Source organism: Vibrio sp. Scap24 (assembly GCF_013394185.1).
GTDB lineage: Bacteria > Pseudomonadota > Gammaproteobacteria > Enterobacterales > Vibrionaceae > Vibrio > Vibrio pomeroyi.
In genome coordinates, this window is record NZ_CP041332.1 from 3,151,485 (window position 1) to 3,176,851 (window position 25,367).

21 protein-coding genes and 1 pseudogene are annotated in these 25,367 nt (G+C 39.2%); 13 read left to right on the forward strand and 9 right to left on the reverse strand.

The annotated features are described in order from the left end of the window. Positions 1–32: 32 nt before the first annotated feature. From FLM53_RS14100 to FLM53_RS14145, 10 genes are all read left to right on the forward strand, one after another. On the forward strand, positions 33–788 hold the full coding sequence (locus tag FLM53_RS14100) for a nucleotidyltransferase domain-containing protein (RefSeq protein ID WP_176681561.1): 756 nt from the start codon (positions 33–35) through the stop codon (positions 786–788). Between the two features lie 151 nt (positions 789–939). After that, the gene (locus tag FLM53_RS14105) at positions 940–1,449 is read left to right on the forward strand and encodes an RDD family protein (RefSeq protein WP_176681560.1); all 510 of its coding nucleotides are present in this window, start codon (positions 940–942) and stop codon (positions 1,447–1,449) included. 30 nt (positions 1,450–1,479) lie between these two features. Beyond that, a complete protein-coding gene (locus FLM53_RS14110; protein WP_176681559.1) occupies positions 1,480–1,872 on the forward strand; it encodes an NUDIX hydrolase in 393 nt (130 codons plus the stop codon). A 388-nt stretch (positions 1,873–2,260) separates the two neighbouring features. Beyond that, on the forward strand, positions 2,261–2,470 hold the full coding sequence (locus tag FLM53_RS14115; RefSeq protein ID WP_176681558.1) for a hypothetical protein: 210 nt from the start codon (positions 2,261–2,263) through the stop codon (positions 2,468–2,470). Then, positions 2,471–3,733: an integrase gene (locus FLM53_RS14120; protein WP_176681557.1), complete on the forward strand. Its 1,263-nt coding sequence runs from the start codon at positions 2,471–2,473 to the stop codon at positions 3,731–3,733. Between the two features lie 279 nt (positions 3,734–4,012). Next, positions 4,013–4,423, forward strand: a complete 411-nt coding sequence (locus FLM53_RS14125; protein ID WP_176681556.1) for a hypothetical protein — start codon at positions 4,013–4,015, stop codon at positions 4,421–4,423. A 131-nt stretch (positions 4,424–4,554) separates the two neighbouring features. After that, positions 4,555–5,304 (forward strand): hypothetical protein, encoded by a 750-nt coding sequence (locus FLM53_RS14130; RefSeq protein WP_176681555.1) that lies wholly within the window; start codon positions 4,555–4,557, stop codon positions 5,302–5,304. Between the two features lie 239 nt (positions 5,305–5,543). After that, positions 5,544–5,963: a hypothetical protein gene (locus FLM53_RS14135; protein ID WP_176681554.1), complete on the forward strand. Its 420-nt coding sequence runs from the start codon at positions 5,544–5,546 to the stop codon at positions 5,961–5,963. A gap of 317 nt (positions 5,964–6,280) precedes the next feature. Continuing rightward, complete coding sequence (locus FLM53_RS14140; RefSeq protein WP_176681553.1) at positions 6,281–7,156, forward strand: hypothetical protein; 876 nt, start codon at positions 6,281–6,283, stop codon at positions 7,154–7,156. Positions 7,157–7,782: 626 nt separating this feature from the next. Beyond that, positions 7,783–8,646: a phage integrase N-terminal domain-containing protein gene (locus FLM53_RS14145; RefSeq protein ID WP_176681552.1), complete on the forward strand. Its 864-nt coding sequence runs from the start codon at positions 7,783–7,785 to the stop codon at positions 8,644–8,646. A 131-nt stretch (positions 8,647–8,777) separates the two neighbouring features. On the opposite strand, the gene FLM53_RS14150 is transcribed toward FLM53_RS14145, so the two are convergent. Together FLM53_RS14150 and FLM53_RS14155 are read right to left on the reverse strand one after the other, a co-directional pair. Further along, positions 8,778–9,482, reverse strand: coding sequence for an HNH endonuclease (locus tag FLM53_RS14150; protein ID WP_176681551.1), 705 nt, complete (start codon positions 9,480–9,482; stop codon positions 8,778–8,780). Next, positions 9,482–10,852 (reverse strand): AAA family ATPase, encoded by a 1,371-nt coding sequence (locus FLM53_RS14155; protein WP_176681550.1) that lies wholly within the window; start codon positions 10,850–10,852, stop codon positions 9,482–9,484. Before FLM53_RS14155 ends, FLM53_RS14150 begins: the two co-directional genes overlap by 1 nt. A 606-nt stretch (positions 10,853–11,458) precedes the next feature. Here FLM53_RS14155 and FLM53_RS14160 point away from each other — a divergent pair. After that, positions 11,459–12,451, forward strand: a complete 993-nt coding sequence (locus FLM53_RS14160; RefSeq protein ID WP_133149976.1) for a hypothetical protein — start codon at positions 11,459–11,461, stop codon at positions 12,449–12,451. Positions 12,452–12,700: 249 nt separating this feature from the next. Here the strand turns inward: FLM53_RS14160 and FLM53_RS14165 are convergent, their stop codons facing one another. From FLM53_RS14165 to FLM53_RS14185, 5 genes are all read right to left on the reverse strand, one after another. Continuing rightward, complete coding sequence (locus FLM53_RS14165; protein ID WP_176681549.1) at positions 12,701–13,978, reverse strand: phospholipase D-like domain-containing protein; 1,278 nt, start codon at positions 13,976–13,978, stop codon at positions 12,701–12,703. A gap of 292 nt (positions 13,979–14,270) precedes the next feature. Further along, positions 14,271–15,902: an SEC-C metal-binding domain-containing protein gene (locus FLM53_RS14170; RefSeq protein ID WP_176681548.1), complete on the reverse strand. Its 1,632-nt coding sequence runs from the start codon at positions 15,900–15,902 to the stop codon at positions 14,271–14,273. Positions 15,903–16,010: 108 nt separating this feature from the next. Beyond that, on the reverse strand, positions 16,011–16,715 hold the full coding sequence (locus tag FLM53_RS14175; RefSeq protein ID WP_176681547.1) for an HNH endonuclease: 705 nt from the start codon (positions 16,713–16,715) through the stop codon (positions 16,011–16,013). Between the two features lie 22 nt (positions 16,716–16,737). Next, entirely contained in the window at positions 16,738–17,460 is a 723-nt protein-coding gene (locus FLM53_RS14180; protein WP_176681546.1) for an NYN domain-containing protein, read from the reverse strand. A gap of 176 nt (positions 17,461–17,636) precedes the next feature. After that, positions 17,637–18,458 (reverse strand): restriction endonuclease, encoded by an 822-nt coding sequence (locus FLM53_RS14185; RefSeq protein WP_102541406.1) that lies wholly within the window; start codon positions 18,456–18,458, stop codon positions 17,637–17,639. A 123-nt stretch (positions 18,459–18,581) separates the two neighbouring features. On the opposite strand from FLM53_RS14185, the pseudogene FLM53_RS24180 reads away from it, so the two are divergent. Continuing rightward, positions 18,582–18,821: pseudogene (locus FLM53_RS24180) on the forward strand (integrase); the annotation flags it as partial. Positions 18,822–18,968: 147 nt separating this feature from the next. Here FLM53_RS24180 and FLM53_RS14195 read toward each other — a convergent pair. Next, on the reverse strand, positions 18,969–20,570 hold the full coding sequence (locus FLM53_RS14195) for a hypothetical protein (protein ID WP_102541405.1): 1,602 nt from the start codon (positions 20,568–20,570) through the stop codon (positions 18,969–18,971). A 931-nt stretch (positions 20,571–21,501) separates the two neighbouring features. Between FLM53_RS14195 and FLM53_RS14200 the strand changes: the two genes are divergently transcribed. After that, the gene (locus FLM53_RS14200) at positions 21,502–22,260 is read left to right on the forward strand and encodes a hypothetical protein (RefSeq protein ID WP_176681545.1); all 759 of its coding nucleotides are present in this window, start codon (positions 21,502–21,504) and stop codon (positions 22,258–22,260) included. A 620-nt stretch (positions 22,261–22,880) separates the two neighbouring features. Here FLM53_RS14200 and rdrB read toward each other — a convergent pair. Beyond that, positions 22,881–25,367 (reverse strand): antiviral RADAR system adenosine deaminase RdrB, encoded by a 2,487-nt coding sequence (rdrB, locus tag FLM53_RS24025; RefSeq protein ID WP_176681544.1) that lies wholly within the window; start codon positions 25,365–25,367, stop codon positions 22,881–22,883.

The following is a 25,367-nucleotide window of genomic DNA, read 5'->3' on the forward strand; positions in this document are numbered from 1 at the left end:
ATTAATTATAACTATTCAAATAGGAACTCTAGGTGGAAGAGCAAACTAAAGGTCTCGACAAAGACGGGTTCATCGAAAATCTATATTCATCTAAGAATATCGCACCCGAATTCCAAGGTGTGGTGAATGCTGTTATTGACTCGCTGTTAAGTGGCCTTCCGAATCAAATTGATGGTATCTACCTATACGGAAGTGTGCCGAGAGGAACGGCGGTTGTTGGTCACTCGGATTTGGATGTTTCTATCGTACTCAATACGCCTATTGGTCAAAAAGAGAATCGACTATTTCAGCACCTTTCTGACACCATTCCTAAAACATATCCCCAAGTCAGTAAGCTTGATATCGACCCTGGCTCACTTTCAGAAGTTCTGCAGCCACAAGAAAAATTCCATTGGCAGTTTTGGCTCAAGCACTGTTGCTGTTGTGTTTGGGGTAATGATCTATCTATTGATTTTCCACGCCACAAACCTAGTCGTGAAATAGCCCTAGCGCTTAATGGTGACTTGTCTACTTTTCTTGAGCAAATGAGTCTGGCCTTTAAAACAATGACCGATGCGGATGTCGCTAAGGTTATTGGCAAGAAGTTAGTGCGGGCGGCGTACTACTTTGTCGCTGAGAAAGACGGCAGTTGGTACACCAACCTGAGCCAGTGTACTACAGTAGCCAAGCGTTATTATCCAGAACAAAGTGACGATATTGAATTAGCACATCAATACGCTCTCGGGCAATTAACCTCTAAAGTTAAAGCCTTGGAGTTGTATGAAAGACTAAGCAAGAACTTGTCGTGAGCGTTAGTGAGCCTGCAAATCGGTGGGGTAAATCATTGGCATATGCATGCCGCTTCGCATTTGTTTTATAAATCATAACTAGTTGAATGTATTAAAAACTGATGTGTTGTAGGGTCTGTGCTTTATTGCCAATAGAGACTAAGGAACAAGAATGTACGTCGATAAGTATTCAAATTTTTGGAGACGCTTCTTTGCTATCTGGATAGATTCAATCGTATTTATGCCTTTGGAGTGGATAGACGATTACGTGTTTTCTGGCGTGATAAATTCCGGTGGTGTGTTTGCTTGGGGAGTTGCGTATTCACTAATTGGGATCGCTTACTATGTGGGTATGCACGCCAAATACGGGCAAACGATCGGTAAGATGATCACGAGAGTAAAAGTGGTCGATGTATCTGAAAGTCGAAACCTAACTCTCAAACAATCTTGCATGAGAGATATTGTCCCAATCATGTTTATTCCTTTTCAAGTTTACTCTTATGCACAACTGTCGTTCTACGGCCAAACCTGGGAAAGTTTAGAACAAGGTCGAGCTTTTATTTTCGTTGGTTATGTGGCGATTGGCTGGGTTCTTTTAGAGTTCATTTCCATGTTGTTTAACCACAAACGCAGAGCGATTCACGATTTCATTGCGGGCTCTGTTGTCGTAAGGAAAGTCTAAATATCTAAATTATGGCTTAAGGAAAAATCTATGGATGTCCATGAGTGTGTCTCTTTTATCTTGCTGGACGAATCACATGTATTGCTGGAAAAGCGCAGCGATTCTAAGGACACTGATCCCGGCTTGGTCACTATACCTGGCGGACATATAGAGCAGGGTGAAAATCAAGTTCAGACATTGCTTAGAGAGCTAAATGAAGAGCTAAACGTTACTCCAACTGAATACACATTCTTATGTTCACTTTACCACCTAACAAAAGAGTTACAGTTGATTCATTACTTTGTGGTAACCCAATGGCAAGGTGAAATCACAGCACAAGAAGCAGACAGCATCGCGTGGCATCCATTGGATTCCGCGCCTGTTGGTATCATAGCTGATGGTGTTGCTTTGAAAGAATTGGAGCGAGTGGGGATGTTTCTCTAACACTGCCGTGATAAGAGGCTTTACGACGTTTTTGAGGGCTCAGAAACGGTGAAACCCCGATGTTGGTAGTAATCTTAGCTGTATGATATTGATTTATATGAATTTCATGTATTTATAGCTGGTGGTTAAGCTCTAATTGGCCTAAAAAACGGCTAAAAAGGCCAATGAAATAATCAAATTAAATCAATAGATTAGCAACTGGGGACTACTGTATTAGTCCACCCTAAAGTGGGCTTGAAATCGATTCGTTGAATCGTTTTACGCTTCGGGAATCCTTTTCGTTAATTGCTGCGCAAATAGAATGTCACTGAAAAAATCGTGCATAGTTTTTCTACCAGTAGATGAAAAATCTTAATTTTCATGTAGTGAGAAAGGTAAGGAGAACGACATGGCGACGCGTAAAATCAGACCTAGACAATTTATTGATGAGTTTTACCCTGATTCAGGGATATGCAATACCACCATCATAAACTGGATTAAACACGGCAAGCTTGAGGGTACTAGAACGCCAACGGGCCGATATTTAGTTTGTGTTGACGACGAGATAGGGAACCCTGCAGACAAGGTCAGTGAACTTCTGAGATTCTTGGAGTCATAAATGGTTGGTAGAGCTAGAAGCAAAGAAACGGCTCATTACCCTCCATTCTTGGTGAAAATGAGCCATAGGGGGCAATCTCGATTTCGGTTTATGACCGTAGATGGTGTGAAGAAGCTATTTCCTATCGGGACTGTAGAGCAAGAAGCGATACAAGCTGCGCATGTTTACAACTTGCAATATCGTCCTGAGCTAGGAAGCGCGTTTTCCCTTTCTGAGATGACCCCATTTCGCAAAGCTGTCTCTAAAGGCCGCAAGGATAAATTCAATCGGCCTTTAAAAGAGTGGCTTCCATTAGTGTTGTCTCGTGTAAAGAAAGAAGAACGGCTTTCCAAAGACGTTTATCGAAATTTAGAGAGGGACTGTTACCGCCTTGATGAGTTTATGGGGCGGTTGCCAACCAAATCTATCAAGTTACAGCACATCAATGAGTTCCTTTCGAAATACTATTCAGAGTTAAGTAATCGCCAGCTCAACAATAAGATCAGTAATCTAAAAAAGGTATTTTCCTACCTTGCCGATGAAAGTGCTATTGAGAGTAATTTTGTTCTCAATAAAAAACAGCGTCGATTGACCAGAGAAGATTACACCAAAGCTCGCCACGACCTAGATATCGAAAACTACCAAAAGGTCTACGATGCAGCGCCACTGTTTCTTAAGGTCGCAATGAGCCTAACTCTTGAGACGACTCATGCTGTGAGGGAGATCTATAGGCTTCGTTATCGTATATATAAACCACGGGAAGGCGTTTGTGGGATTCTTTGGAACCCTGACAAAGAGGTGGAGTATGTTGATGGGCATGCTGTGTATGGAATGCTATATGTTCACCGAGAAAAGGTGAAAAAGTCCGATGCTTCCACTGTCGCCATTCCTGTCACTCAGACGATTAAAGACATTGTCGATCTTTCTAAAACATCGAGATTGATTTGTCCTTATATCGTTCACCGTAAACCCAAGCAGCAGCAACGTGGCATTTCAAAAGAGACCGACCATCTTTACCAAGTGCATCACCACAATATAAGTAAAGAGTTCAGTAAGGTTCGAGACTCTTTAGGGCTTTATAGTCACCTAAAGAAATCGCTAAGGCCGACCTATCATGAAATTCGAGGGCTGGCTGCTCGAATGATTGAACAGCAAGGGCAGAGTGCTACCGAGCGAATGGCGCATGCGAACGCAAAAACAACAAAAATCTATACAGGCACAAGTGACATTATTTGGCACCAAGTACCACCTGTTGAGGTTATGCCGAAAAGTGGCCAGAAGTGATTTGTGTTAGTTGTTTAGTTTTGGAAGAATTCGGAATCCGAATTTGAATCCGCATCACTTTAAATTGCGTTGTAATTCGGATTCCGAATTATTAGATTAAGGAAATACGACTTGAGTTCCTTCACCACAAGAGAATGCAATTGAGTACGTGTTCTTTCTAATAATATGGATTTTAGACGTCTAATGATTGGGTGTGGTGATGTGACCGGTAGTGTTATGTTGATATTTATATTTCTACATAGCAAAATGAAATGCAATTAGTTTCATTTTGGACAGAGTGTGGATATCTTAGACAAACTATCAGTAATTAAAGAGCATTCGGAGTTACTTTCAATTCCCTTTCTTTTCATTGCATATTGTGATTACTTTCCTGCGTCTTCAAGCGAAGGGGGAAACATTGCTTGGCTCTATGATCTATCTCCAAGTCTCGGCATAGCTTCGAACTTAGTAGTAGCAGTCTTAGCCGCTACTTTGTTCTATAGCCTGATACTGTCGGGATCTAGTTATTTTACAGCGTACCACTCTATTCGTATGTTCCCGCTCTTAGGCTTTATCGCACTGGCCATGGCTCTTGCATCTCAGTTTGATATTCAAGATCTGGGCTGGATAAAGCCATCGTTATCTTTTGCTTTGGGCACCATGGGGTTTTCATTGTTATCTCAGGGGCTAGATACAACAAAATCGTCATAAGCGGTGAGTATAGCAAGTGCTTGATGTCAGCTCTCATCGTTTAGCTATTGATCAAAGCTTACTTTAAGCCTCAGTTGAGGTGCTAATCATTACTTTGTGTCGTGTAGGGTAAATAATTAAGAGTACAAAAAATGACAGACTTAATTTTCAAAATTGTTAGTTCGATGTATGGCTTTTATCCAATCAGAAAATATGCTCTGAAACGCATCGAAAATTACTTCCTTAACTATCATGTCAAAACTGTATTAGAAGAAGCTTCTGCTACTTTTGAAATAAGTGATTATCAGAAGGCGAGTGATTTATCTAAAAACTCACCATTTAGGGGAGTTATGAGTGAATTTGTAAGAGTTGGTGATTTTTGTCCTAATCCAAAAGACATCGCCGTGGCAATTAATGTATCTATGTATGCTTTCTGTAATGAAAAGACTACAAACATTGACAGTATTATTGATTTAGCTTTCCACATTTCTAATGAAATTAAAACTCGTTTACTATCTGACCCTCTATTAAAGTCGGTCTTAAATGATATTGATAAGGATATAGGCCAGATTCAAACACAAGGGAGTAGGAAAGAAATCGAAGAGTTGTTTACTAATAAAAAAGAGCTATTTCTTTCATATTATTCGACGTTCAATAAGCCTGAATTTGGGTACAGCATAAAGGTGTGGCATCAAAGCCAGGGCAACGATTATATTGACTGGAATGAAGAAGCTGCTTTGACTGTTAATCTAAACCCGATGAGAATACGAGAGGGTTTCTTCCTCTCTGGTTTTGACTACTTTTGCAATCAACGGCAAACACGACTGCAGTACGCGACTAAGTTGGGAGGTTATGAATACTTTGATAGTGAAGATGGCGGGAGTTTGATCTGGGCTCGTTAGACGTTGCTGCTATTCAAGGGTAAAGCTTATATTCGGCCGTTAGGGTTCTATGTATAGTATATTCAACGTACACAACTTACGCTTGGGGTTATATAGCTAAAAACTTTGAACTCTCCCGAAGTTTCCGAGGCAAGCTCAATTTAGTTTATAGGGCAACTTTATCATTTACTTCTGAACTAGTACTTTAGTTCTCATGTTGCATATGAGTGCGTTGGTATTTGTGTATATTGAGGTTTTAAATGGAATGGTTGATTGGCTTAGGTGTTTTTGTTCTTGTGGTATCTATTGTTGTTTCGGAGGTAAAATCACGTAAGAAGCGTGCAGAGTTAATAGATACTTTAAAAAGAGATGGCTTTTATGAAAACTATAGAATGTATGGGAATCCATATGTTGTGCTAGTGGATAAGTCTAACCAAATGTTTGCATTTGTAAGTGTAAATGAGAGTAGAAAAATTAGGTTCAATCAGATAATAAGTTGGCAACATACATATACGGAACAGAATAAAACGGTTAATGGTGTACACAGACATTCATTGGTTAACAATAAGCTAGAATTTACTGTTAATGACCCAGATGTGCCTTTAATTCAAGTCGCTGTAAATAACTATGAATTTGCTAAGCATTGGTCTGCTAGATTTTCAGCTCTTCTCCAAGTGTAGAGTGTCAAAGTTAACAATAGATCATGGCGTCAACAGTTAAGTTTTTACGTAGACTTTGCCGAATGATCTTCTGTTTAGTTTTAGAAGAATTCAGAATCCGAATTTGATAAAGGGTCGCAGTACTCTATTAACTTTAATTTGAATCTATGCACATTGTATTGACTAGAAAACGGTTAATGAATAAAGTTATATATAGGTTATGCGCGACCAATCAGCTTACGGATGAAGCGAAAGCAGCGCGAAGTGAATTATCACTTCATCGATTTTGTATCTTTATTACGGTTCGTGAGCCCGTAACTCTAATAGGATGCTTAATCATGTTTAAATACCCATCAGTGAGCCAATCTGAGGCCCATGCAAAGTACATTTCAAGAGCTTTAAAGATCAAGCTCAGTTTTGCAAGAGAAGCTGTCGCATTTATGTATGGCTGTGACAATTTTAAAGAGTTATGCAGTAGCTCTGATCTAGCGATGCTCGACAGTAATAACAAATTCTCGGCAATTCCATACAAGCGGGACTTAGAAACATTGGAGCTTTTGTTGCAACCTCACTTACCTGCTATTCGTGCTCACTTGAACCCCAATATCCATTTGGATTGTTCCGTATTGGCGTTAGTCGTAAACAAAAGACTAAATTGTATATCTCACGATGCTGTGAACCATCTCCTTTCGTTGGGAGGCTCTTTTGATTGGAGTGATGCTAAATCCGTCATCAATGAACTTGAATTTGTTGATGGTACTGTATCGACAGTACTGGCAAGTCGAATTGCCATGAATAGAGTCAAAAACAAAGTAAACCCATGGATAGAGTTTTCATCGTTCGGTATCAGAGCATATGGTTACTATAACTTCTCTGGTAAAACCGTCTGTATTGAGATGCGCGAACTCGATATTATGTTTAAGTATCCGAATAGATATAGAGATATTTCGAGCCGTAAATGGATTGGTGATTATGTCATTGGTTTTTTAGGAGTGCTTGCAAAGCAGTTTGAAACCTTAGGGTATACAGGGGAAATACAGCTTTCAAATGTTAACTTTCCAATAAACTTAGCAAATGAGATGAACACCCTAAGGGAGGAGATGAGAAGTGCTGATCTAATACGTGGAGTAAAAGTTCCACTTGATGTTTTGATAAATCAAAATGATCCAGAAAACATCTGGCTAAGAGAAAACCTAGTAAATGAAATAGGTTAAGGTTAATACCAATCTCATAAAGCTAAAATACTTCAGTCGAAATAGCTCTATTGTAGAGGCCGAATATGAATATATTCGGCCTTTTTTGCGCCTAGCTAAAAGGGTATCTAGTCCTGTCACTCCAAAATTTGGGGAGTGACAGGACGGGCAGCACTCACCAATAGGGGGCTACGAGCGATTTATCGGAATTGAAAAAGAATGATGGCGAGAATCTATGGCGCTGAGAGCGCCTCCAAAGTTGCGAGTAGAATGGGTTGAGACAATAATGGAAGAGAACTAAAAAGCAGCCGTTGCTGCAAAGACTACTAGACGAAGAAATCCTTTAATTACCAGCGCATTCTTATCTCAAATGCCCAACGGGCTTCTGGGAATTAGCAATTGCACATGGCTTACAGTCATTCAATTGTTCGGAATTTCTGAACCGCGCAGTAGTCTCGCTTCATTACCTACTGACTTGATTTAAGCAGTAGGCGTTCATTCGAAATGAACGGGAGCAATAACACTAATCTGAAATCGCATTGATACCTACTACTGTACCCATGAAATAAGAACCTTGAAATGACTGAGATAAGAGCCGCCAACGAAAGCGGCTCTTTTTTTTAGAATTAACATATTGAGGTAGCACTATGGCAACGAACTTTTTTTACCAAATTACCCGAGTACTAAATCGTAACCCCGATGGCTCTAAAGCGACTCAAGCAGAGAGAAAGAAGATACTAAAGTTAGCTGACAAACAACTAAGAGAGCTTAACGTCAGAAAGCTTGAGCTAAGGAACTTGGGCCGCAAGCATATCGAGAAGCTTGTAACTCATTGGCAAGATCAAGGTCTAGCAGCGGGCACAATCAAGACGCGTATGACTCACCTGCGCTGGCTCTCTGAAAAAATAGGGAAGCCAGGGTTAGTTCCTAAAAGCAACGCTTCCCTTGGTATTGAAAACCGTAAGTATGTCACCAACCAGAATAAAGCCAGATTCCTAGTAAATTCAAAATTAGCAACACTCAATGACAGGTATCTTGAGGCGAGTTTTCGTTTGCAAGCCGCGTTTGGTTTACGCCGAGAAGAGTGCATGAAAGTCCAGCTTCATTTAGCAGATAGAGGCGACCACTTACATCTAGTAAAAACCAAAGGCGCAAGACCTAGAGATGTGCCTATTCGCACTTTGGAACAACGTCAGTTAATTGATGAGGTGAAAAAGTGGGTAGGGGATAGCTCTTTAATTCCAGAAAATGATAAGTACGTTTCTCAGATGAAAAGATACGAAAGAGCTTGTATCAAAATGGGCTTAGACAAAGCGCATGGGTTACGGCATGCGTACGCGCATCAACGATACTTTGAATTGACGGGTTTTAATGCTCCTGCTGCGGGAGGGCCGTCAACCAAGGGATTGACAGGAGAGGACAAACAGCGCGACGTTGAGGCAAGAATGGTCATCACTGAAGAATTAGGACATGGAAGAGAAGAGGTTACCGCCGTTTACCTAGGCCGCTAAAGCTCATAAGTTAAGTTCGGATTCCTAATTCGGAATCCGAATAATTATAACTCGCTATTGGACACAAACGTTTTAGGTGTATTGGGCTAAATCATTTCTTTCAAATTAGAAAAAGTATCTTGAAACGTTTGTTAGCAGGCTTTAGCTTGTAAGCCTTCTATATATTCTTTTTGGGCAATTTTTTTACCCTGCTCAACAACATCACCAAGGCATGCAAGGATAAAGTTCTGTTCAATGCCACTTTTTGCATTTTGTAGCTCATCCGATAGCATGGCTACCTTCTCTTTAACCTCTAGGGGGATATCTCCGTAATCAGTAAATTTATATAAAAAACGTAACAAACCACAAATTTCAATTGTTTCTTTTCCTTTAGAGTCGAGAGGTATGAAGAATAGTGATGACTTTAGGGTTTTCATATGATCTTCATATGTATCTAAATGCGGATGTATGAAAATATAATCATCGCTCTTAGTTGGTAGCGTTTTTCTCTTCGGATTTTTCAAAACATTCTTATTTAACTTTGCTAAGTTACAATCTTTGCATGAAACACATAAATTCAAGGGAGAAAACAAAAATTTAGGGTGTTTATCCTTCGGTATTATATGCTCAGCGTCCCAGATTGCATTATGCTCAACAACGATTTTTTGCTGGCAATATGGGCATGTATAATCCTGGATTTCAATGTAGAAAGTCTTAATACTCTTTTTAATTTTAATTAAATCTTGATCATTACAATCATCCCAATATACTCCACTTTTTTCATCCTCGCTTAAGTTGTTATAAGCATCGATTTTAACTTTGTCTTTTTCGTTGTATTTTACTAGCAACTTGCTCATTACAGACTCTCCGAGAGAGCTTCCTGAGCCATATCCATTAATTTAAATACGGGATCTAATTCACTAATTTGTTCCTTTAAAGATAATAAAAACCTTAATTTATCTTTGGTTTCATCATCTAACTTCCCTTTTTGACCAAACAACGATAATACTGATATCAATTCTCTAGTTAGATATTCGTTCTTAAAACCTGGGGTTCCAAAAGTATTTACAAGTTGAAAATCAACTGAACGATTATTTACTTTTGACGCACTAGTTATTTCTCCACTCTCCATTTTCATAAGATAACAATTGTTATCGTTTAACTTAGACACCATTAAAGGTGAATGTGTCGCAATTAAAAAATGACAATTTTTAAAGCTTTTAAAGGTATTAATTAAAATACCTATATACTTTTCTTGCCATTCGGGGTGAAGACACACTTCAGGTTCATCAATGCAAATCAAACTTCCATCAGTTATTTGACTAGCAATCCCTAGAATACTCATTACAACGCTTTGCTCACCTGAACTAGCATCTCCGATTCGAAAAACCTGTCCGTTCATTTTTTCTAAAGCTATCTCTCTTAATCTTGCAACTCCAATCTCTGCTAAAAAGAACAGGTCATGTACAGCAAAAAATTTGTTGTGAGGAAATAAAACTCCACTTTCTTCAAGATATATTTCGACTCTAGGCTTCAAATTGGCAGGATCAATCTTTTGGTATATTTTGATAAATCTCTCAACTTTTGTAATGTCGATATTTCTATCTTCATCAAGAAATCCTCTTATTCTACTTTGATGTAGAGGGTGATTGTCATTTAACAATACACTTTCGATAAAATTGTCAATTGGGTTTGAGCTATTTAAAGCCTCTTGAACTCTTCTAATAGAGAACTCTAAATGAAATCTAGCCTCAATGCGCGGAGAATAGCCAAGAAAGCCTAACACTTCAAATATTTTACTTGTTCGACCAGACTCGTTTACAATCGATTTCAATAAAGAAATATAAATGTTAGCCATATATGCCGTACCGAGATCTCTAGACCTTAAATCCCTGAGGCCCAAATATGAGTATTTGCTATCTAAATGACTGTGTATATCTAAAGGGAATTTATCAAAAGGGCTTGTAGAAACTGCAATAATTTTTTGAGGTTCTTTATTTAGTTCAATATTTTCTCGCTTATTTTTTTTTAGTAAAGCTTCTGAAGTATGTCGTTGTCCTAAAACCCCATTTCTATTACTTTTACCTATAATTGTCTCAATAACTGATTTCATCAATCGGCTTTTACCAGTCCCATTTTTTCCAACTATAACGGTAAAAATGTTTTGGTCTATCTCGCTATCTCTGTTAGAGAAATGATAATTTTTTTCTTTGTATTTATACTTCAATAACAAACTCTTAATCCTTAGAAGTAGAGTGGTACATGTACAAGCAGCTAACGCTATTAGACGGAATTTTTCCGTGTTTGTATTCCATCTATGATGCTGGGATACATCAATAAATTCAATTATTATCAACCTGTTATGTGATTCGAAATATGATTTTTGGGTAGAACTACGGAAGTTTCCGTATAAACGGCTAAAATATAGATTAGATTAATTGGGTCTACGGTAATGCTTGCCAGGCGGTAAGTTGATTGAGGCTAACAAAGTTCGGAGTAAAGACGATCTAGCACAGACAAGCTAGCTCGAAGATGGAAAAAATGAGTTAGTCTCACTAGGAATTAAAATAAGAAGTCGTATTTGACCTATCTAATAAATTCCTATTCTCGAAAACAAGAATTCAAGTAGATATTGTTTGATTTCTTATGCTTAAAGTTATGGTGATTTTATACCACCACTTTGTACCCCAGATATACAAATACGTAGACTCGTCTTACGGGAGCGAATGGAAAGGTAACAATCAATAGCTAAACACTGTTGCAAATAAGACTGTACAACAGACCGCAGCTGTGTTTTTATACAGTTGTATATGTCCAGATAAGGTCTTCCCTAGTGAATGATACAAGAATCTATAATGTCTATATAAAAGAATACATGTTTCTACCCTTTGAACGACTTTGTGATCCCGTATTTAAACATCTACTAGGCGGTGTTGACGCAATAAACAATGCTACTTTATATGCAATAGGTAAAGTTCCTAAAGCAAAAATTGACCTTAAGTCATTTACCTTTATAGATAATTTTTGCGTTCGAGGGGATTTAGAAGTGGCTGGAAAGAGACATGCCATAGTCTTCAACATGGCAAAATTCTGGTATGAAGGTGAAAGTGAAATATCTTTAAAACTTCAATCAGACTTTAAATCTTTAAATGAATTTACTAACTATTTCATGGGCAAATATAAAGCTTATGACGGTTCGGAAGTACCGAGCCACGTAAAGTATCAATATCTTGCAAGAGTAGATCTTGAGGCCTCCAATGACACAACGTTGTTTGTAAATTGTCCATTAGTTAAGGCAATGTATGGCTTTAAGGATATGGAAACTGAAATACCGACATACCAGTTGATGCAGAAGTTTGACATAGAGTGCTTTGAATCTGTTGATCTTTGTTATATAGGGAAATCTAAAGGTTCGCTTAAAAGGTTGATGAAGCACGAAAAGTGGCTTGAAGTTCTCGCACTATCTAAGAGAAACCCACAATACGATTACTTGGTTTATTTCTTTACTATTGACGACGATGATATCAAACAAATCAAACGTACTGGGTTTAACATACTACATAGAGACTATACTCAGCTCAATGCAGTATCCGCAGCTGAACTATGCGAAGCGGCTCTAGTCAATTATTTTAAGCCAGTTCTTAATGACAAATTGAAGGACTCTGAACTATCAGGTCTTAAAGTAGTAAAAAACAACCTATTGGAAAAGGGATACACCTCGCTTGTTGCAGAGGTAGAGCTTGAAGGTCTATTTGGAAAATTATCAACCGAAAATAGGACATACAAGAAGCGGCATGTTGCAGAGTTTGATTTACAAATGCGATAGCTAATAGTCTTAGTGATTTACGAGGCTACTTCCGACTATTATAAGGTTCGGGTCTCGATCGTCATGACAGGGTTTCTAGGTGGGCGTACCTAAACAAGAGCTATGTATAGTTAAATACTCCAAGCAAACTTTGGGCAAAAGTGTTTTAGTTAATCTGAAATAATCAAAATATTTAAGATGATGATTCCACACTATCGTTGAGTGAAAGAGGTAACCACCTTTTTCACTCAAGTTCTCATCTATAGATGGTTAGCTGACTTGCTTGATGACCAAGATAGGGTTTCCTTGAAACTCAATCACGCTAAGCTTGTAAAGTGAGCTCTTTAAATAATCTCTAATATTCTTATTTCCTATACCAAGTTCTTTAAAAGTGAAGCTGGTAAAGAAACGACCAAAGAACGCATTGAGAGCTTCTTGATCGTTAAAAAAATTGGTTTCTAAGTTGGCTTTAAAGGAGTTTTTTGCATCATTACTATGTTCAGTGTAGTGTTTTGCTACGAGTTTAAAGGCATCCCCACTGAAGAGAAAAAGGGCGTCACAGGAACCAAGATAACTGTGTTCCAGCTTGACTTTTACATTGTGATTCTGAGTGTTTTTTTGTGGAAAACTAATAGTAATTTCCAACCGTTGACCTTCTACGTCAAGCCAGTCATTAACCCACCTGACTGTCCTTCGAAAATACGTAATTCGGGTTTTTGCAATTCTGGCAAAGCCCATAGCACCGCTGTCAGCGACAATGAATGGATACATATGCAGTCGTTCAAAATTATACGGTTTTGTTCCTCCTCCTAGCTTATTGACCTTCCAGTGGGTTAAATCGTAACCTGGTTTTGTGACGAGGCTGTAATAGTAGCCAGAGTCGTTGATCATGAAGTCAACTGATGCATACGCTTTACCTTGTGCTAGCTTAATACTCGACTGTTTCTCTATCTCTTCCAAGTGACGAGACAAGTTTCGTCGTTTTTGCTCTTCATGCTGAGAATGAAGGTGGGCAAATTGATCTTCAGTGTTTTTTAGTAGCTTTTTGAACTGTTTGAACTGGCTAGATAGCTCAGACAGAAGCAAATCTACAAAGGCCTCATCTATGGGTTCAGCATCCTCTCGCCACTCAAGCAGTGTATTGACGATCTTGGTGTCACCCAACGGTTTAGCAGGAACACCTGTACACTCTTTGCTTTTTCGCGCATATGACGTGAAGTTTTGTGAGCCGACGGTAATGTATGTATCATCGGTGAGCAGAACTTTTGCATGTAAACGCGGTGCATTTAAGACTGTGAAACCAACGGAGAGTAAGTGTTTAAGGGTTTTGAGCTGCTTAGGTTGCTCGAGAAGTGACCCTGGGTTTAAGTCAGTCACTATGGTGATAAACATTTTGTCTAGTTTAGTTTGCTTTAGAAGAGTGACAAGTAAGTTGTCAAAAAATGGGGTGAATATAGTAATAGATTGCTCTGCCTCAGCGACCTGCTTTTTCCATTTTAGGTAGACATCATTTGCATGATATGTGCGGTTTGCTTTTACCTTTTTCATGTAATCTTGTTCACCTCTTCCATCACTTGAACCGTACTAATAGTATCAGACATCAAGTTAACTGAATGAAGTCACTAGCGAGGTAAATCAATGACCATAACGTGAGCGAAATCGGATTTTTCTTTATGCCTTACATTATCAAATGTTATTGCGAAAATCGTTTTTCAAGATCTGATTTTTCTTTTGCGAAACTTTAATATAAATGAGCTGGCTTCATTGGAATTGACGAACCTTACTCCTCCAAAAAAACTAGTGTGAGAGTGGCTTAATGACGAGTAATACCAAGTTCAACTTACCTACAACAGTTTTTGTACTTTAAACTAGATCCACAGGGGCAAGGTTCATTTCTACCTACCTTTGCTCCATGTACGCTAGACAAGAACTTCTTAACGGCAACTTGCTGTTGATCTAGCTTCTCATTTTTCTTGACTAAAAACGCCTGCTTTCTTTTATCATATTCAGCAAAATAAACATTGAGCATAGCTAAAACTACTACATGGTTTTCAAGTTCTTGGAATGTCGGCTTTGCATCGTTTAAGGCTTTTTTAAGCAATTGGAGGTAATGTACAAACTTGTCATCAGACAAGCTCATCATATAGCTTTGTAGGAAGTTACTTATCAAGAGTGATGCATGAGCAAACTTGTCAGTGTCACCTTGCTCAATCACGAGTTCAGCATATGTAATTTCAATATCAGTATTGTGCTCCATCGTATCCCACTCACCATCCCGGTGGTCTATCATCAGAAAATGCTGGTAAGCGTTTACACGGTCTTCATAACTGATATCATTGTTCTTCAATACCTTGGAGAGTGCAGGCTTATAACCACTTTGGCCACTAAGTAAAATCAGATCATTCGCTTTATCTATTTCTCCATTATTGAAGCACACGTTCGCATACTGATATTGAGCTATACTTTCACCGTTCTCCGCGGCCAGTTTTAGGTACCTTTCGGCCATCTCATGATCTTCTTTAATAAGATGTCCATCTCTGTATAAGCGGGATAACAACATTTGATATGTACGGTGTTCGGAGGCAGCTTCTAGGACATAAGACAGCGCTAGTTTTTGTTCATCGGAAGATGACTCACTGTTGTAGTTACCATTACGGCAGACTAATGTTCGGTAACTCCAAAACCTTTTGGCTTTCTCATGCCCAAGCTTTGCTGCTTTGAGCATCACTTCTGACCAATTTAGTGAATCTGTATTATGTATCCATTGATGTTCAATGAGGAAAGCCAAGTAGTACATACCTTCAAGATCATTGTCCTCAAAGGCGGCGCTATAGAATAACGTATAAGCTAACTCTCTCTGGTAGTTATCGAATTGGAACCCTTTGTTATTTATTAGCTTTTGCTTTTTCTGAGAGTTGTTTTCAATTTCAAGGTACCAGCACTCAGAGAGTATTTTCCCCGCTTTAACCTTTGCTAGGGCGTCTTTTTCTACGATAGCAAGATAGAGTAAATCCTTTAACAGCGGTAAAGTGTTTTCGATGAAAGTATACTTAGTTGGTTCTGAATGGTTTAGTTTATTGTTTAGTAACGCTATTACATCACAAATCTGTTTTAGTGTGTCTCTCGCTAACTTAACGAATTCATCGTGTAAAAGCTCATTTTTCTCTAAATGCGCAGCACGATTAGAACTCTTACGAATTTGATGAAGTAACTCAATGATTAGAGACGGGTAGTTTTCAACACTTTTTAACGCATTGATCTTTTTATATGTATCAGAGGCTTTTCTGAGGGAAGGTTTAAGTGCTTCCGTTCGACATATTTCACGATCGATCAACAACGTGTTGATGTGCCTGGCTTTCAACAAAGCAAATACAGGTACATCTAAATACAGCTCTTTTGCTTCTTCGTAGACACGGTATATGTCTTCGTCGAAAAATCGGACTAAGCTATCATCTGTCGGTTCTATGCTCATAGTTTACCATTACAACTTTCTTTTTAACGATTAAGACATCATAGGGGCTAGATGTATAAAAAATCATGGTTAGCTCCTATATCGTTTTACCTTAACGTTTGTATTGTTTCAGCCAAAATGAGCTTGTCTGTGGCAATTGGGGCACATAGCAAGAACATTATCAACAGTGTCAGGCCCACCTTGAGCCAAGGGTAATTTATGGTGAACCTCTAAATATGGCGTGTTATCTGTTTTTCTAATGAAGGGCGCAGGTTTAAAGCAGCTTTCACAGGTACCGTTTGCACGAACCAAAGCTTCAGCTACGACATCTGGATTTCGAACATAGACTGTTGTTTTAACCTTTTTTGTTTTTGGCGAAGTTTCGGCTTTTGATAAACGCTCCGCTCTCTGAGTTACCGTTAACGCTTTAGACCATGTAACTTGTTGATCAAACTCTAGGTGATCACTTACTTCTTGAAGGTTAATTGCTCTACTGAGTTTATAGTCTCTACCGGCTTGACATCTTATCTCTTCAAGATCAGATTCATCTTCAATCGTTGACGATACTGCAAATAATCCTTGATACTCCCACTCGTTAGTCTTTTTCTTTAAGAATATCGGTACTGGCTCATGCTGGAGGGATAACCAAAGACCATGCTTAGCTATATCTTTGCCACTACCACACAAAATTTCAGTTGGTGCGTTTGGGTTAGAGCTTAACTCAAGGTAAACACCAATCACTTTCTTTTGGCGAGTCCCCATATAACCTTGTATTTGACCTCCAATTAAGGCGCTAATTTCTTTACGGCTATACCTTTGACCTTTTTTGAACATACTTAAACCTACCTAAATCCTGTCATTTTTGTTTACTGGCCTTTGTTATAAACTGAAACTCCATACCTGAGCGTTTAGTGTTACGGATTCTATAGCGCGTTGGATACTTATCAAAAAAGTCGGACAATTTCTTTAAACCGTAGTTCCTAGGGTCAAAATCAGGCTTCAATCTCTTCAAATATTTACCAATTTCGCCTAGCTTCGCCCACCCTGATTCATCTCTATAGTTTTGCCAAGCTTGGTGCATTAATCGCCATAATTCGTGTTCAGCATCTTGATTAGTACTTGATTGTACTTCTCCAAGGTCAACATCAGCATTTAAGTTTTCTATAGCTACGAAGTCGTCACAAGCGTTTTTAAACGAAGTAGGGGTCATTGCTTTTCCAACACCAATGACGTGTATCTCTGACTCTCTCAATCTCGTAGCAAGACTTGTAAAGTCACTATCACTGGAGATCAAAGCAAAAGCATCAAACCTTTGACTATATAAAAGGTCCATAGCGTCAATAATCATTAACGAGTCTGTCGAGTTTTTTCCAGACGTATAGGCGAATTGTTGCTTAGCTTGGATGGCTAACTCATTAAGAGGCTGTTTCCAGTTTTTTAGCTGTTCAGCAGAAAAATCGCCATACGCACGTTTAACGATGATTTGCCCAAAGCTAGATAGTTCTTCAATAATCAGGTTTAGCTTGGAGTGTGGAGTGTTTTCCGAGTCAATTAGTACTGCGATTTTTCTGTTGCCCATAATCTGTGTGTGACCATCTTTTATGTAGTGAGTTGCACTATATAGGGCTAACTCATGTGTGTTCAAATAGCAGTACTCAGAAATGTTATGAGTAACAACTCTAAACAGGATTAGGGGAACTTTTATGTTTATAGACACTCTCGATAACAAACATTGATGCCTTCGAGCATAGGAATTCAACAGTCACAAGTATAACGACACCTTGGATACGTTGAGCAACCATAGAAAGACATTCCAGTTTTAGCTCCCCGCTTAGCTACACGTATTACAAGCTTAGATTGGCAACGAGGGCAGATTCTGGATTCACTGATAGCTCTTGGCGCTGGGGGAGGTACCAACGGTTTGTTCTGAAAGCTGCTACCATCTTCAATCATATGAACTAGTTCGCTACCGTTGACCAACCACAGGCGTTTATCTAGGGAAAAGGCAATGGCCTCAGAAGTGAAGTCGCCCGACGTTACAATTATCATTTTACTGGCATTGTTTGCGATCATGACTCCGTACATTTCCCTTAGAACTTGCACTCCGACTTTGCGAGTTTTCCAATGCTTACATTGGACAAGGCTTAACTCATTATCTTTTGTGAGCCAAATATCAACACCGCCGTCAGATTTTTGAGCGAAAGACTGTTTGACTGCATACCCTTGCGACTTAAAGTATTCACCGATGTAACTTTCAAACTCTATCCAGTTTAAGTGATTTAGCGGTGAGGTACTTTTATGCGTTCTAATTTGAGAGCTCGTCGTAAGATAACTTCTCTTCCTCTTGTACTGCTTGAAAAAAGCTATCGGTACAGGAAGTAAAAACAAGAACGTAAAATAGGGGGCTATTACGGGTAAGTTTGGAGCAATTGCTTCAAAGATAAAATTATTACTTTCAACGGCTAAGCTAGGTAATAGATATGAAAATCCAAAATAAATACATGTGGATAGCAATACGCTTAGCCACCATGGAGCGTCCATTAAGTGCCATATGATTCCGTCGTTCTTTCGTGCCATTCAAACTCACCTTATAAGCATTTAAGTGCATTAAATCACAGGTTATAAGTACTTGGAATGGTTAAGGTGTTGATATTTGTTGTGATAATGATTGCAGTGGCGCTAAATATGCTTCTTAGATGAAAAAAACACGAAAGAGCTTGTATTAAAGTGGGCTTAGACAAAGCGCATGGGTTTCGGCATGCGTACGAGCACGAGCGATACTTAGAATTGACGGGTTTTAATGCTCCTGCTGCGGGAGGGCCGTCAACTCAGGGGTTAACAGGAGTGGACAAACAGCGCGACGTTGAGGCAAGAATGGTCATTACTGAAGAATTAGGGCACGGAAGAGAAGAGGTTACCGCCGCTTACCTAGGCCGCTAAATCTTATAAGTAAAGTCGGATTCCTAATTCGGAATCCGAATAATTATAACTCGCCATTGGACACAAAAAAGATCTAGTGATTCTACTAATTTAGTAATTTCCCGGCTACGAGGTCAAGCCTGCTTCAGAACTCATACTGAAAACCTCTCACTTAATTGTTAAATTCAATTTATGGAAGTAGAAATTATTTCTGGACTCAACATTTAAACTCAAGCCTTTAATACTTTTCTCCGAGCCTATAGTCTCAAATTTCACAAATGCTCTTCTATGATCTTCAAGGATAACCTCGGTGACTTTTACAAGAGAAGGATCAATTTTTATATCAGTCCCTCCTGGTAAAAAATTACCATTATTATGTATAGTTAATTCAATGGTATTGTCGTCCATTAATGACGCACTTCCTTGTGGAATCGGCAGAGGCATATCCCAAGTCTCAAGATGCAACTCTCCGGAGATTGGTCGGTTTTTCTCAATAGCTTCTAGAAAAATATAATCCATACTAACCATGTTTGGCTTTTTACCTGTTGTGAAGCACTCGGTTGCCGAGAAGCACGCGATGTCGAGCATCTCATGGTTTAAATGAACTTTCTCTGGATAAGATGCTCCGCCTGATTGAGAGTTACTCGTGTAGAGCTGACCAGAGTGTAGAAGTGTCGTAATTACTCCTACGCCATCCGTAGTACCATCACCAAATCTAAAGTCCTGTTTAAGAGGAATATTTTCATCATTAAACATAATGACAGATTTACAAACAGTTTTGGGAAAAGCAGCCGCACCGACAATGCTAGCCTGATCATCAGTTACCAGACTCTCAATAGCAACAGTAGCCGTCGCATCCTCTACCAATATGTCTAGTAATCGAGAGCCGTCTTTAAAGCCCACACTGATTGGAATGTGAATCATACCTGAATAATCAATTATTGGTGCAGACAAAAGTGGTTGATACTGTATTGCGACATCAGAGACACTCTTAATATCAATTTCATCCGGTATACTCAAGGTGGCTCCGCCATCGTTTGAAATGACGATACATGGTTGATATATTCCGTCGTTGAATTTATTGACGTAAAAGACAACCTTGTTTCCTACAGCTGCAAGTGGAGCCCCCCCAATTAAATCATCTGTAATAAGAATTTGCTCTTCACCAAACCCAGCGTCTGAAAACGTTCTGTAGTAAACTTTTCTACTTTTTCGTGATTTGTAACTTATAATACTAAAAGGAGAAGGCGCCTCAGGAACATGACCGATAGGAACTTGAGAAATACTAATAAATGGGAAGTCTATATCCGTATCCAGAGTTGGAACCACAACACCATTGAAGAACAACACTCCAATTCCATTAACTTCTTTAATATAAAGGGTGCTCACTTTACCTGAGTATTTGTCTAGAGCTAAATCTGCTCTCCAAACGTCTTCATCAATCACGCTTTGATTCGTTATTTTTGAGTTATTTATTTCCGAGAGTATCAAAGTGTTTTTATCGCCTTCAATATGTATTGAAAAAGACTTTCTTCTCAAATCATCTCTAACGATATTTGTTTGGGGCCCCACGAAGTTACGAGTAGACCTTACATCATCTGTCAACTTGACAGATTGATGAACTTTTGACTCAAGCGTCCAATTTTCTGCATACATTGGCCTAGGAACTTCAACACCATCCAATAAGGAGTCTATATCCTGCCTGAGAGATTTTTGATAAAGATAGTTAGTCTGAGATTGGTCTGCTCTAGTTTTGTACGTTGGTTTCATGATTACCTCCAGTGTTAAGCACGAATTTTAGTTGAACTACAAAAGACTTTTAATCTAGGTGAAATTTCCCAAATGGTTACGTGATGACTACTGAACACCTCGTAGCATATACAATATCGTGCCAGAACTAGTTCATACATTGAGCATGTATCAAGTAATCACCTAATAAACGGGAGCATACGCACATAGTGTAGTATAGAGCTGACTTTCTAGTTGAAAACACTGCAGGCACGCATTGCTTCCTATTCAAGGCGTTCTATCAATCAAAAATTTCTGTTGAGTTTTCGGTTATTCATTAGCTTAGAAATAGTTGAACAACAATTTGTGCGTAATCATGATTGAAAGTTAGTTTTTGCTCGCCTTCAACCAGTAAGTGAAATGCTTTGTCATTAGTTCAAGTATTGCAAAAACATCATTCTTAAATTTCATAAAGATTGGTGCTGACTTATTTAGGGGCAAAACTGAGTCATTGACTTGCTAATTTTGGCAAGTAATTTATTACCTAATGCATGGTGATTACTATTATGGGGTAAGGTTCTATTTAAAATTTTGGTAAGAAAAGAAGCAGGATACTTCCCTATATGGATTCGAACTATTTAAAGTAAGTGGTTAATGTATTTTCTTTAATACCAATAGCTTATTTATAAATGTAGTACAAGTTTTGTACCAGCTCTTTGCAACTGATCTTTAGAAACTCAAGGAACACTATTAGCAAGTGTGATACCGATTGAGAACACACCATATTAAGTGGAGTCCATTAACGTAGTTGTGCTGTAAAGCAACTGAGGGTAATATTGTGGTCAGGTATTCGTGCAGCCTGTTAGCCGCCCTTGGCGAAGCTCCCCTCTGAGTAGCATTAGTTATTTGATTTGTTTCTTCTGAATACAGACGTTGAAGGCGGCACGACTGACTGTTGATCAGGAGGTTACATATGTCCACTACAAAGCTATTCCCTTCAGGCCGCTCTATTGCACGCTGTAAAGATGATGCAAAGAAAATGGTTCGTGCCAGCAAACAAACTAATAAACCTATCACCCTTAATGTTGCTCTTGACATGGTAGCTAGAAATAATGGCACCCCTTTACCGTGGGCTAAAGCCATACATAGTTTAGAGTGCCCACAAGAACCAAAATCCATACGAAACGCGCAGGGACATTTGCTGGGTCACGCTCTCAACAAACTCTTAGATATGGGATTAGTTAACTTAGACCCATCAGCAAAGTTTGATGACGGCTTTTTAGAATGTGAACTGCTAGGAAGAAACTCTGTGATCTTATGGTGTGATGCTGGTTGCAAAGAGATTCGACTATCTGTGTGGTGGAACTATGATAAGCACAGCCACCCTCAACACTCTGAAGGAGGTTACAAAGGTAGAATTGTTCCTGAGAACATTTCTGATGATGACTACTTACAATTGGTCATGCAGAACAAAGATATTATACATCGCCATTCAAAGTGTATCGAGACGTACACTACATCTAAGCCTCTAGCTAAACCACAGCATTATAAAAAGTTCGTTGGAGCCTTCTGTAGTGTGTGGGTTGAACGAGAGCAAGGCCAATACCTACAACTTTCTGATTCTCATAAAACTCATGATACTTATGTGCGAAACAGTGATCGAAAAGCGTTGTCACTTATACCAGACTGTACGCCAAAAGGCTTTAACTTAACAGGACGCTTTCATTTTTAACTCGCTTTAGCTCTTAATGGAACCGATTTACCAGATATGGTATTTCGGTTCAATATCTTAGAATAACTATCTCTTCACTCAAATAGTCCTATATTTTCATAGTAAACCAAATCACTTTCTTTGAAGCGAGTCCCGATAAGGGTTAGAACATTCAATAGCTTGTCAAGGAAGCGTGGTCGTTAGATATACCTATATAAGTGTGCTCTAATGATGTTTGGACAATACCCAGTAGGGCTAATTTGTATTTATGGGCTCGATAACATTGAACATGTCTAAGAACCAAATGGGTACATTCAGTAGCGCATATCGCCTAACTACGCTAAATACCGCTTAATGTTTGATGGTAATCCATTGAGATACCATAGAGCCCTTCGCCACATCATACTACGAACACTCGCATAACTTTTTAGGGGAAAGTGCTATGAGCAGGTTGCGAATGAATAATTATACTAACTGAAAATGGGGCAAAAGTGGGCTAGATACGTTGCTCTAGCCCACTTAATTTGAATAGAAGAATAATAGTACATATCTACCTTTTGCCTTTTTAGCTAAGTTTTGAAATTAGTAAAAATTGACTAAAGCAGTGCTTGAAATATGCGATAAATCATTATTCGATCACGTTAAGTTGTCCAATTTAGATGATTTGAATGGAAAAGCTCTACACCGGTTCGACGTATGGAGTCAATCCACTGACTTGCGTCATGATCACTAACACCGAAGCTGTTAATCGCACATTCTTTGATCACTCTATGCTCATTTTCAAGAGTTGTAGGCATAAGCCCTGCATCGTCAGTGTTGATACAAACTCGAACAGGACCAGTACGAATTCCAAAACGATTTGATTTTCCTCCAGGCTGCAATTCATCTCTCTTTGGGGGAGACCATCTAAAGATCGGATGCTCATCATAAGTCTCTAATCTACCAATATAGAGATTTGAGGTTGGGCAAGCTTCTAATACCCATTGTGACTGACTGAAGCGTTCGAGCATAAGGTCTTGGATTCCATGTATGAGTTCTAGTTCAGCCGGGGACAACGAATCTTTGAGTTGGCCAGCTTGTAAGACACACGTATCAGTATTCCCCACTCTAGAGCAACTAATAGAAACCACTTGTTCTCGATCTTTATCATGCCTCTTACGTTCTAAATACTTTAGCCAAATGCGATAAAGATCAGTCATATCGCTTACATTCTCAGTGTCTTGACCTTTCCGAATTAAACTAGCATCAGGAACCCAAAGTAGCCACTCAGCATCTAGCTCTGCACCTTTCTTTTCTGCCATTAAAGGACAATTTCTGCGCAATAGCCATGCTTGATATAAAGTTCGTGGGGAGAACTCTTTCCCATATAGTTCGTAGCAAAAATGACTAATTTTCTCTTTAACAATCATCACTGCAGGTTGAAACTGAGGATAATTTGCAATCAACTCCATTCCATGTTGATAACACCATACCAAGTTATCAATATGTTCTTGTAGCGGTAGGTAAATATGCTGCTGCCGTTCAATCCACTTGTCTAAATCTACACCCAAAGCTAAACCGTGACCAACTCGATCACCCGGTTGATAGTCACAAAACGTAACCGCTTCATCAACAGCTCGTAAACCGCTAAGCACGTGGCCATAGTCTTCCCCTGCATGCAAAGTAATAAATGGCTGGCGTAAGCGTTTTTCTAATGGAAACTTATGGCGATGAGTTGCGCTTCTCAATGTTCGTAAGGCTGGCGCAAAGACCTCTATTGGTAATTCGTTTTCATTACCCGCAACATCAAACCCACGTAACATAGCCCTTAAGTCAACGCGCTGGCTGTTACTAAAATTTTCAAAAATAATAGGATAAGAATCAAAAGTCACTGAGCTAAAAAATTTTTGTAGTTTTCTTACTGACTTAGCACTACCCTGACGCGCTTTGGTGTAGCGCCTATTCTTATCTTTTGTCTCGAAACCTCTAGTGAAGTGATAAACAAAGTGAATTTGTGCATCGCTTTTTGCCTCAAGACATACTCGTGCTACATCAGCGAAATATTTATAAGTATTTTTGGCAACTCTGAACTCACGCAAATGGTTATCATAAAGATCATATAGTTGACTATGTCGACCGTAATCCATCCCCACTATCGGTTTTCGATAATTGAACCCAAAGTAGTCGACAAAATCCCCCAAACCAACGCCAGAGACAACCATATAATTGCGTAGAACAGAGGATGTTTGAATAAATGCTTGTACCAATGAGGTCTGATATACAGACTTTGACTGACGTAAGAGCAATAAAATAGCTGTTGTGAGAAGTAACCAACTTGCAGGTCCATTTTCATTAGTCGCTGCCACTAGAAGACGCTGAATTGGACCTGAAGACGTTAACTCTTGCAACTTTGTAGAATAAGGGCTGACTCTATGGTCATCCAATGACTCCCAACTATATGACTCGCATTCTGTACTACCATCGACTAACAAACTAAACAGCCTATGAAACATCACGGGTAGCTTTGTTATATCACATGATCCACTATTAAATAGGCTGTGCTCTTGTCTATAAGGCCAGCGGTCCTGTGTTTGTTCAGGTCGACTATTTAGGTGTAGCGCAAACGCTGCCATAGATAAACTGTAGTGCCCATGTCCACCAAGATGGACATGGTTATCTGCGATTGGTTCTCCGTCAAAACGTTTCGGTAGGGCATTGGGGCATTGAGCTCGTGTCAATTCAATTACCTGTTCCACCGATAGCACACCATTGTCCAACCATTCCGAATAGCCAGTTGAGATCACCCAAGCTGGATCAACCTGAGATAGTAAGGTGAGCCAAGGTTCTAATTGGCGATGTTTAACCTCAAAGCGATCACCTTGCCAGCGGATAAACTCTTGCCTCAGTTTGTCCAGTAATGACAAGAGATCAATTGGCCTAGAGATGTCTATCCATTGACCTAAAGCAAGATCTATATCTTCCTGTCGTAACCTTCCGGGCAAATAGCCTTGATAGTCACGCAGTGCCATACGATAAAGCTGTTCGCGATTGGCGACTTCCGTAACGTTTGAATCGGGAGTATTGAGCGTATGGTTTAATAAGCGATCAGAGTTAAGCAATACAGCCGGAATTAGCCATTGAAGCTGCAT

What these genes read in the sequence shown, in the direction of transcription:
- FLM53_RS14105 (WP_176681560.1), top strand. Translation starts at nt 940, where the DNA reads ATGTACGTCGATAAGTATTCAAATTTTTGGAGACGCTTCTTTGCTATC.
- FLM53_RS14110 (WP_176681559.1), top strand. Translation starts at nt 1,480, where the DNA reads ATGGATGTCCATGAGTGTGTCTCTTTTATCTTGCTGGACGAATCACAT.
- FLM53_RS14115 (WP_176681558.1), top strand. Translation starts at nt 2,261, where the DNA reads ATGGCGACGCGTAAAATCAGACCTAGACAATTTATTGATGAGTTTTAC.
- FLM53_RS14120 (WP_176681557.1), top strand. Translation starts at nt 2,471, where the DNA reads ATGGTTGGTAGAGCTAGAAGCAAAGAAACGGCTCATTACCCTCCATTC.
- FLM53_RS14130 (WP_176681555.1), top strand. Translation starts at nt 4,555, where the DNA reads ATGACAGACTTAATTTTCAAAATTGTTAGTTCGATGTATGGCTTTTAT.
- FLM53_RS14135 (WP_176681554.1), top strand. Translation starts at nt 5,544, where the DNA reads ATGGAATGGTTGATTGGCTTAGGTGTTTTTGTTCTTGTGGTATCTATT.
- FLM53_RS14140 (WP_176681553.1), top strand. Translation starts at nt 6,281, where the DNA reads ATGTTTAAATACCCATCAGTGAGCCAATCTGAGGCCCATGCAAAGTAC.
- FLM53_RS14145 (WP_176681552.1), top strand. Translation starts at nt 7,783, where the DNA reads ATGGCAACGAACTTTTTTTACCAAATTACCCGAGTACTAAATCGTAAC.
- FLM53_RS14150 (WP_176681551.1), bottom strand. Translation starts at nt 9,482, where the DNA reads ATGAGCAAGTTGCTAGTAAAATACAACGAAAAAGACAAAGTTAAAATC.
- FLM53_RS14165 (WP_176681549.1), bottom strand. Translation starts at nt 13,978, where the DNA reads ATGAAAAAGGTAAAAGCAAACCGCACATATCATGCAAATGATGTCTAC.
- FLM53_RS14170 (WP_176681548.1), bottom strand. Translation starts at nt 15,902, where the DNA reads ATGAGCATAGAACCGACAGATGATAGCTTAGTCCGATTTTTCGACGAA.
- FLM53_RS14175 (WP_176681547.1), bottom strand. Translation starts at nt 16,715, where the DNA reads ATGTTCAAAAAAGGTCAAAGGTATAGCCGTAAAGAAATTAGCGCCTTA.
- FLM53_RS14180 (WP_176681546.1), bottom strand. Translation starts at nt 17,460, where the DNA reads ATGGGCAACAGAAAAATCGCAGTACTAATTGACTCGGAAAACACTCCA.
- FLM53_RS14185 (WP_102541406.1), bottom strand. Translation starts at nt 18,458, where the DNA reads ATGGCACGAAAGAACGACGGAATCATATGGCACTTAATGGACGCTCCA.
- FLM53_RS14195 (WP_102541405.1), bottom strand. Translation starts at nt 20,570, where the DNA reads ATGAAACCAACGTACAAAACTAGAGCAGACCAATCTCAGACTAACTAT.
- FLM53_RS14200 (WP_176681545.1), top strand. Translation starts at nt 21,502, where the DNA reads ATGTCCACTACAAAGCTATTCCCTTCAGGCCGCTCTATTGCACGCTGT.
- rdrB (WP_176681544.1), bottom strand. Translation starts at nt 25,367, where the DNA reads ATGCAGCTTCAATGGCTAATTCCGGCTGTATTGCTTAACTCTGATCGC.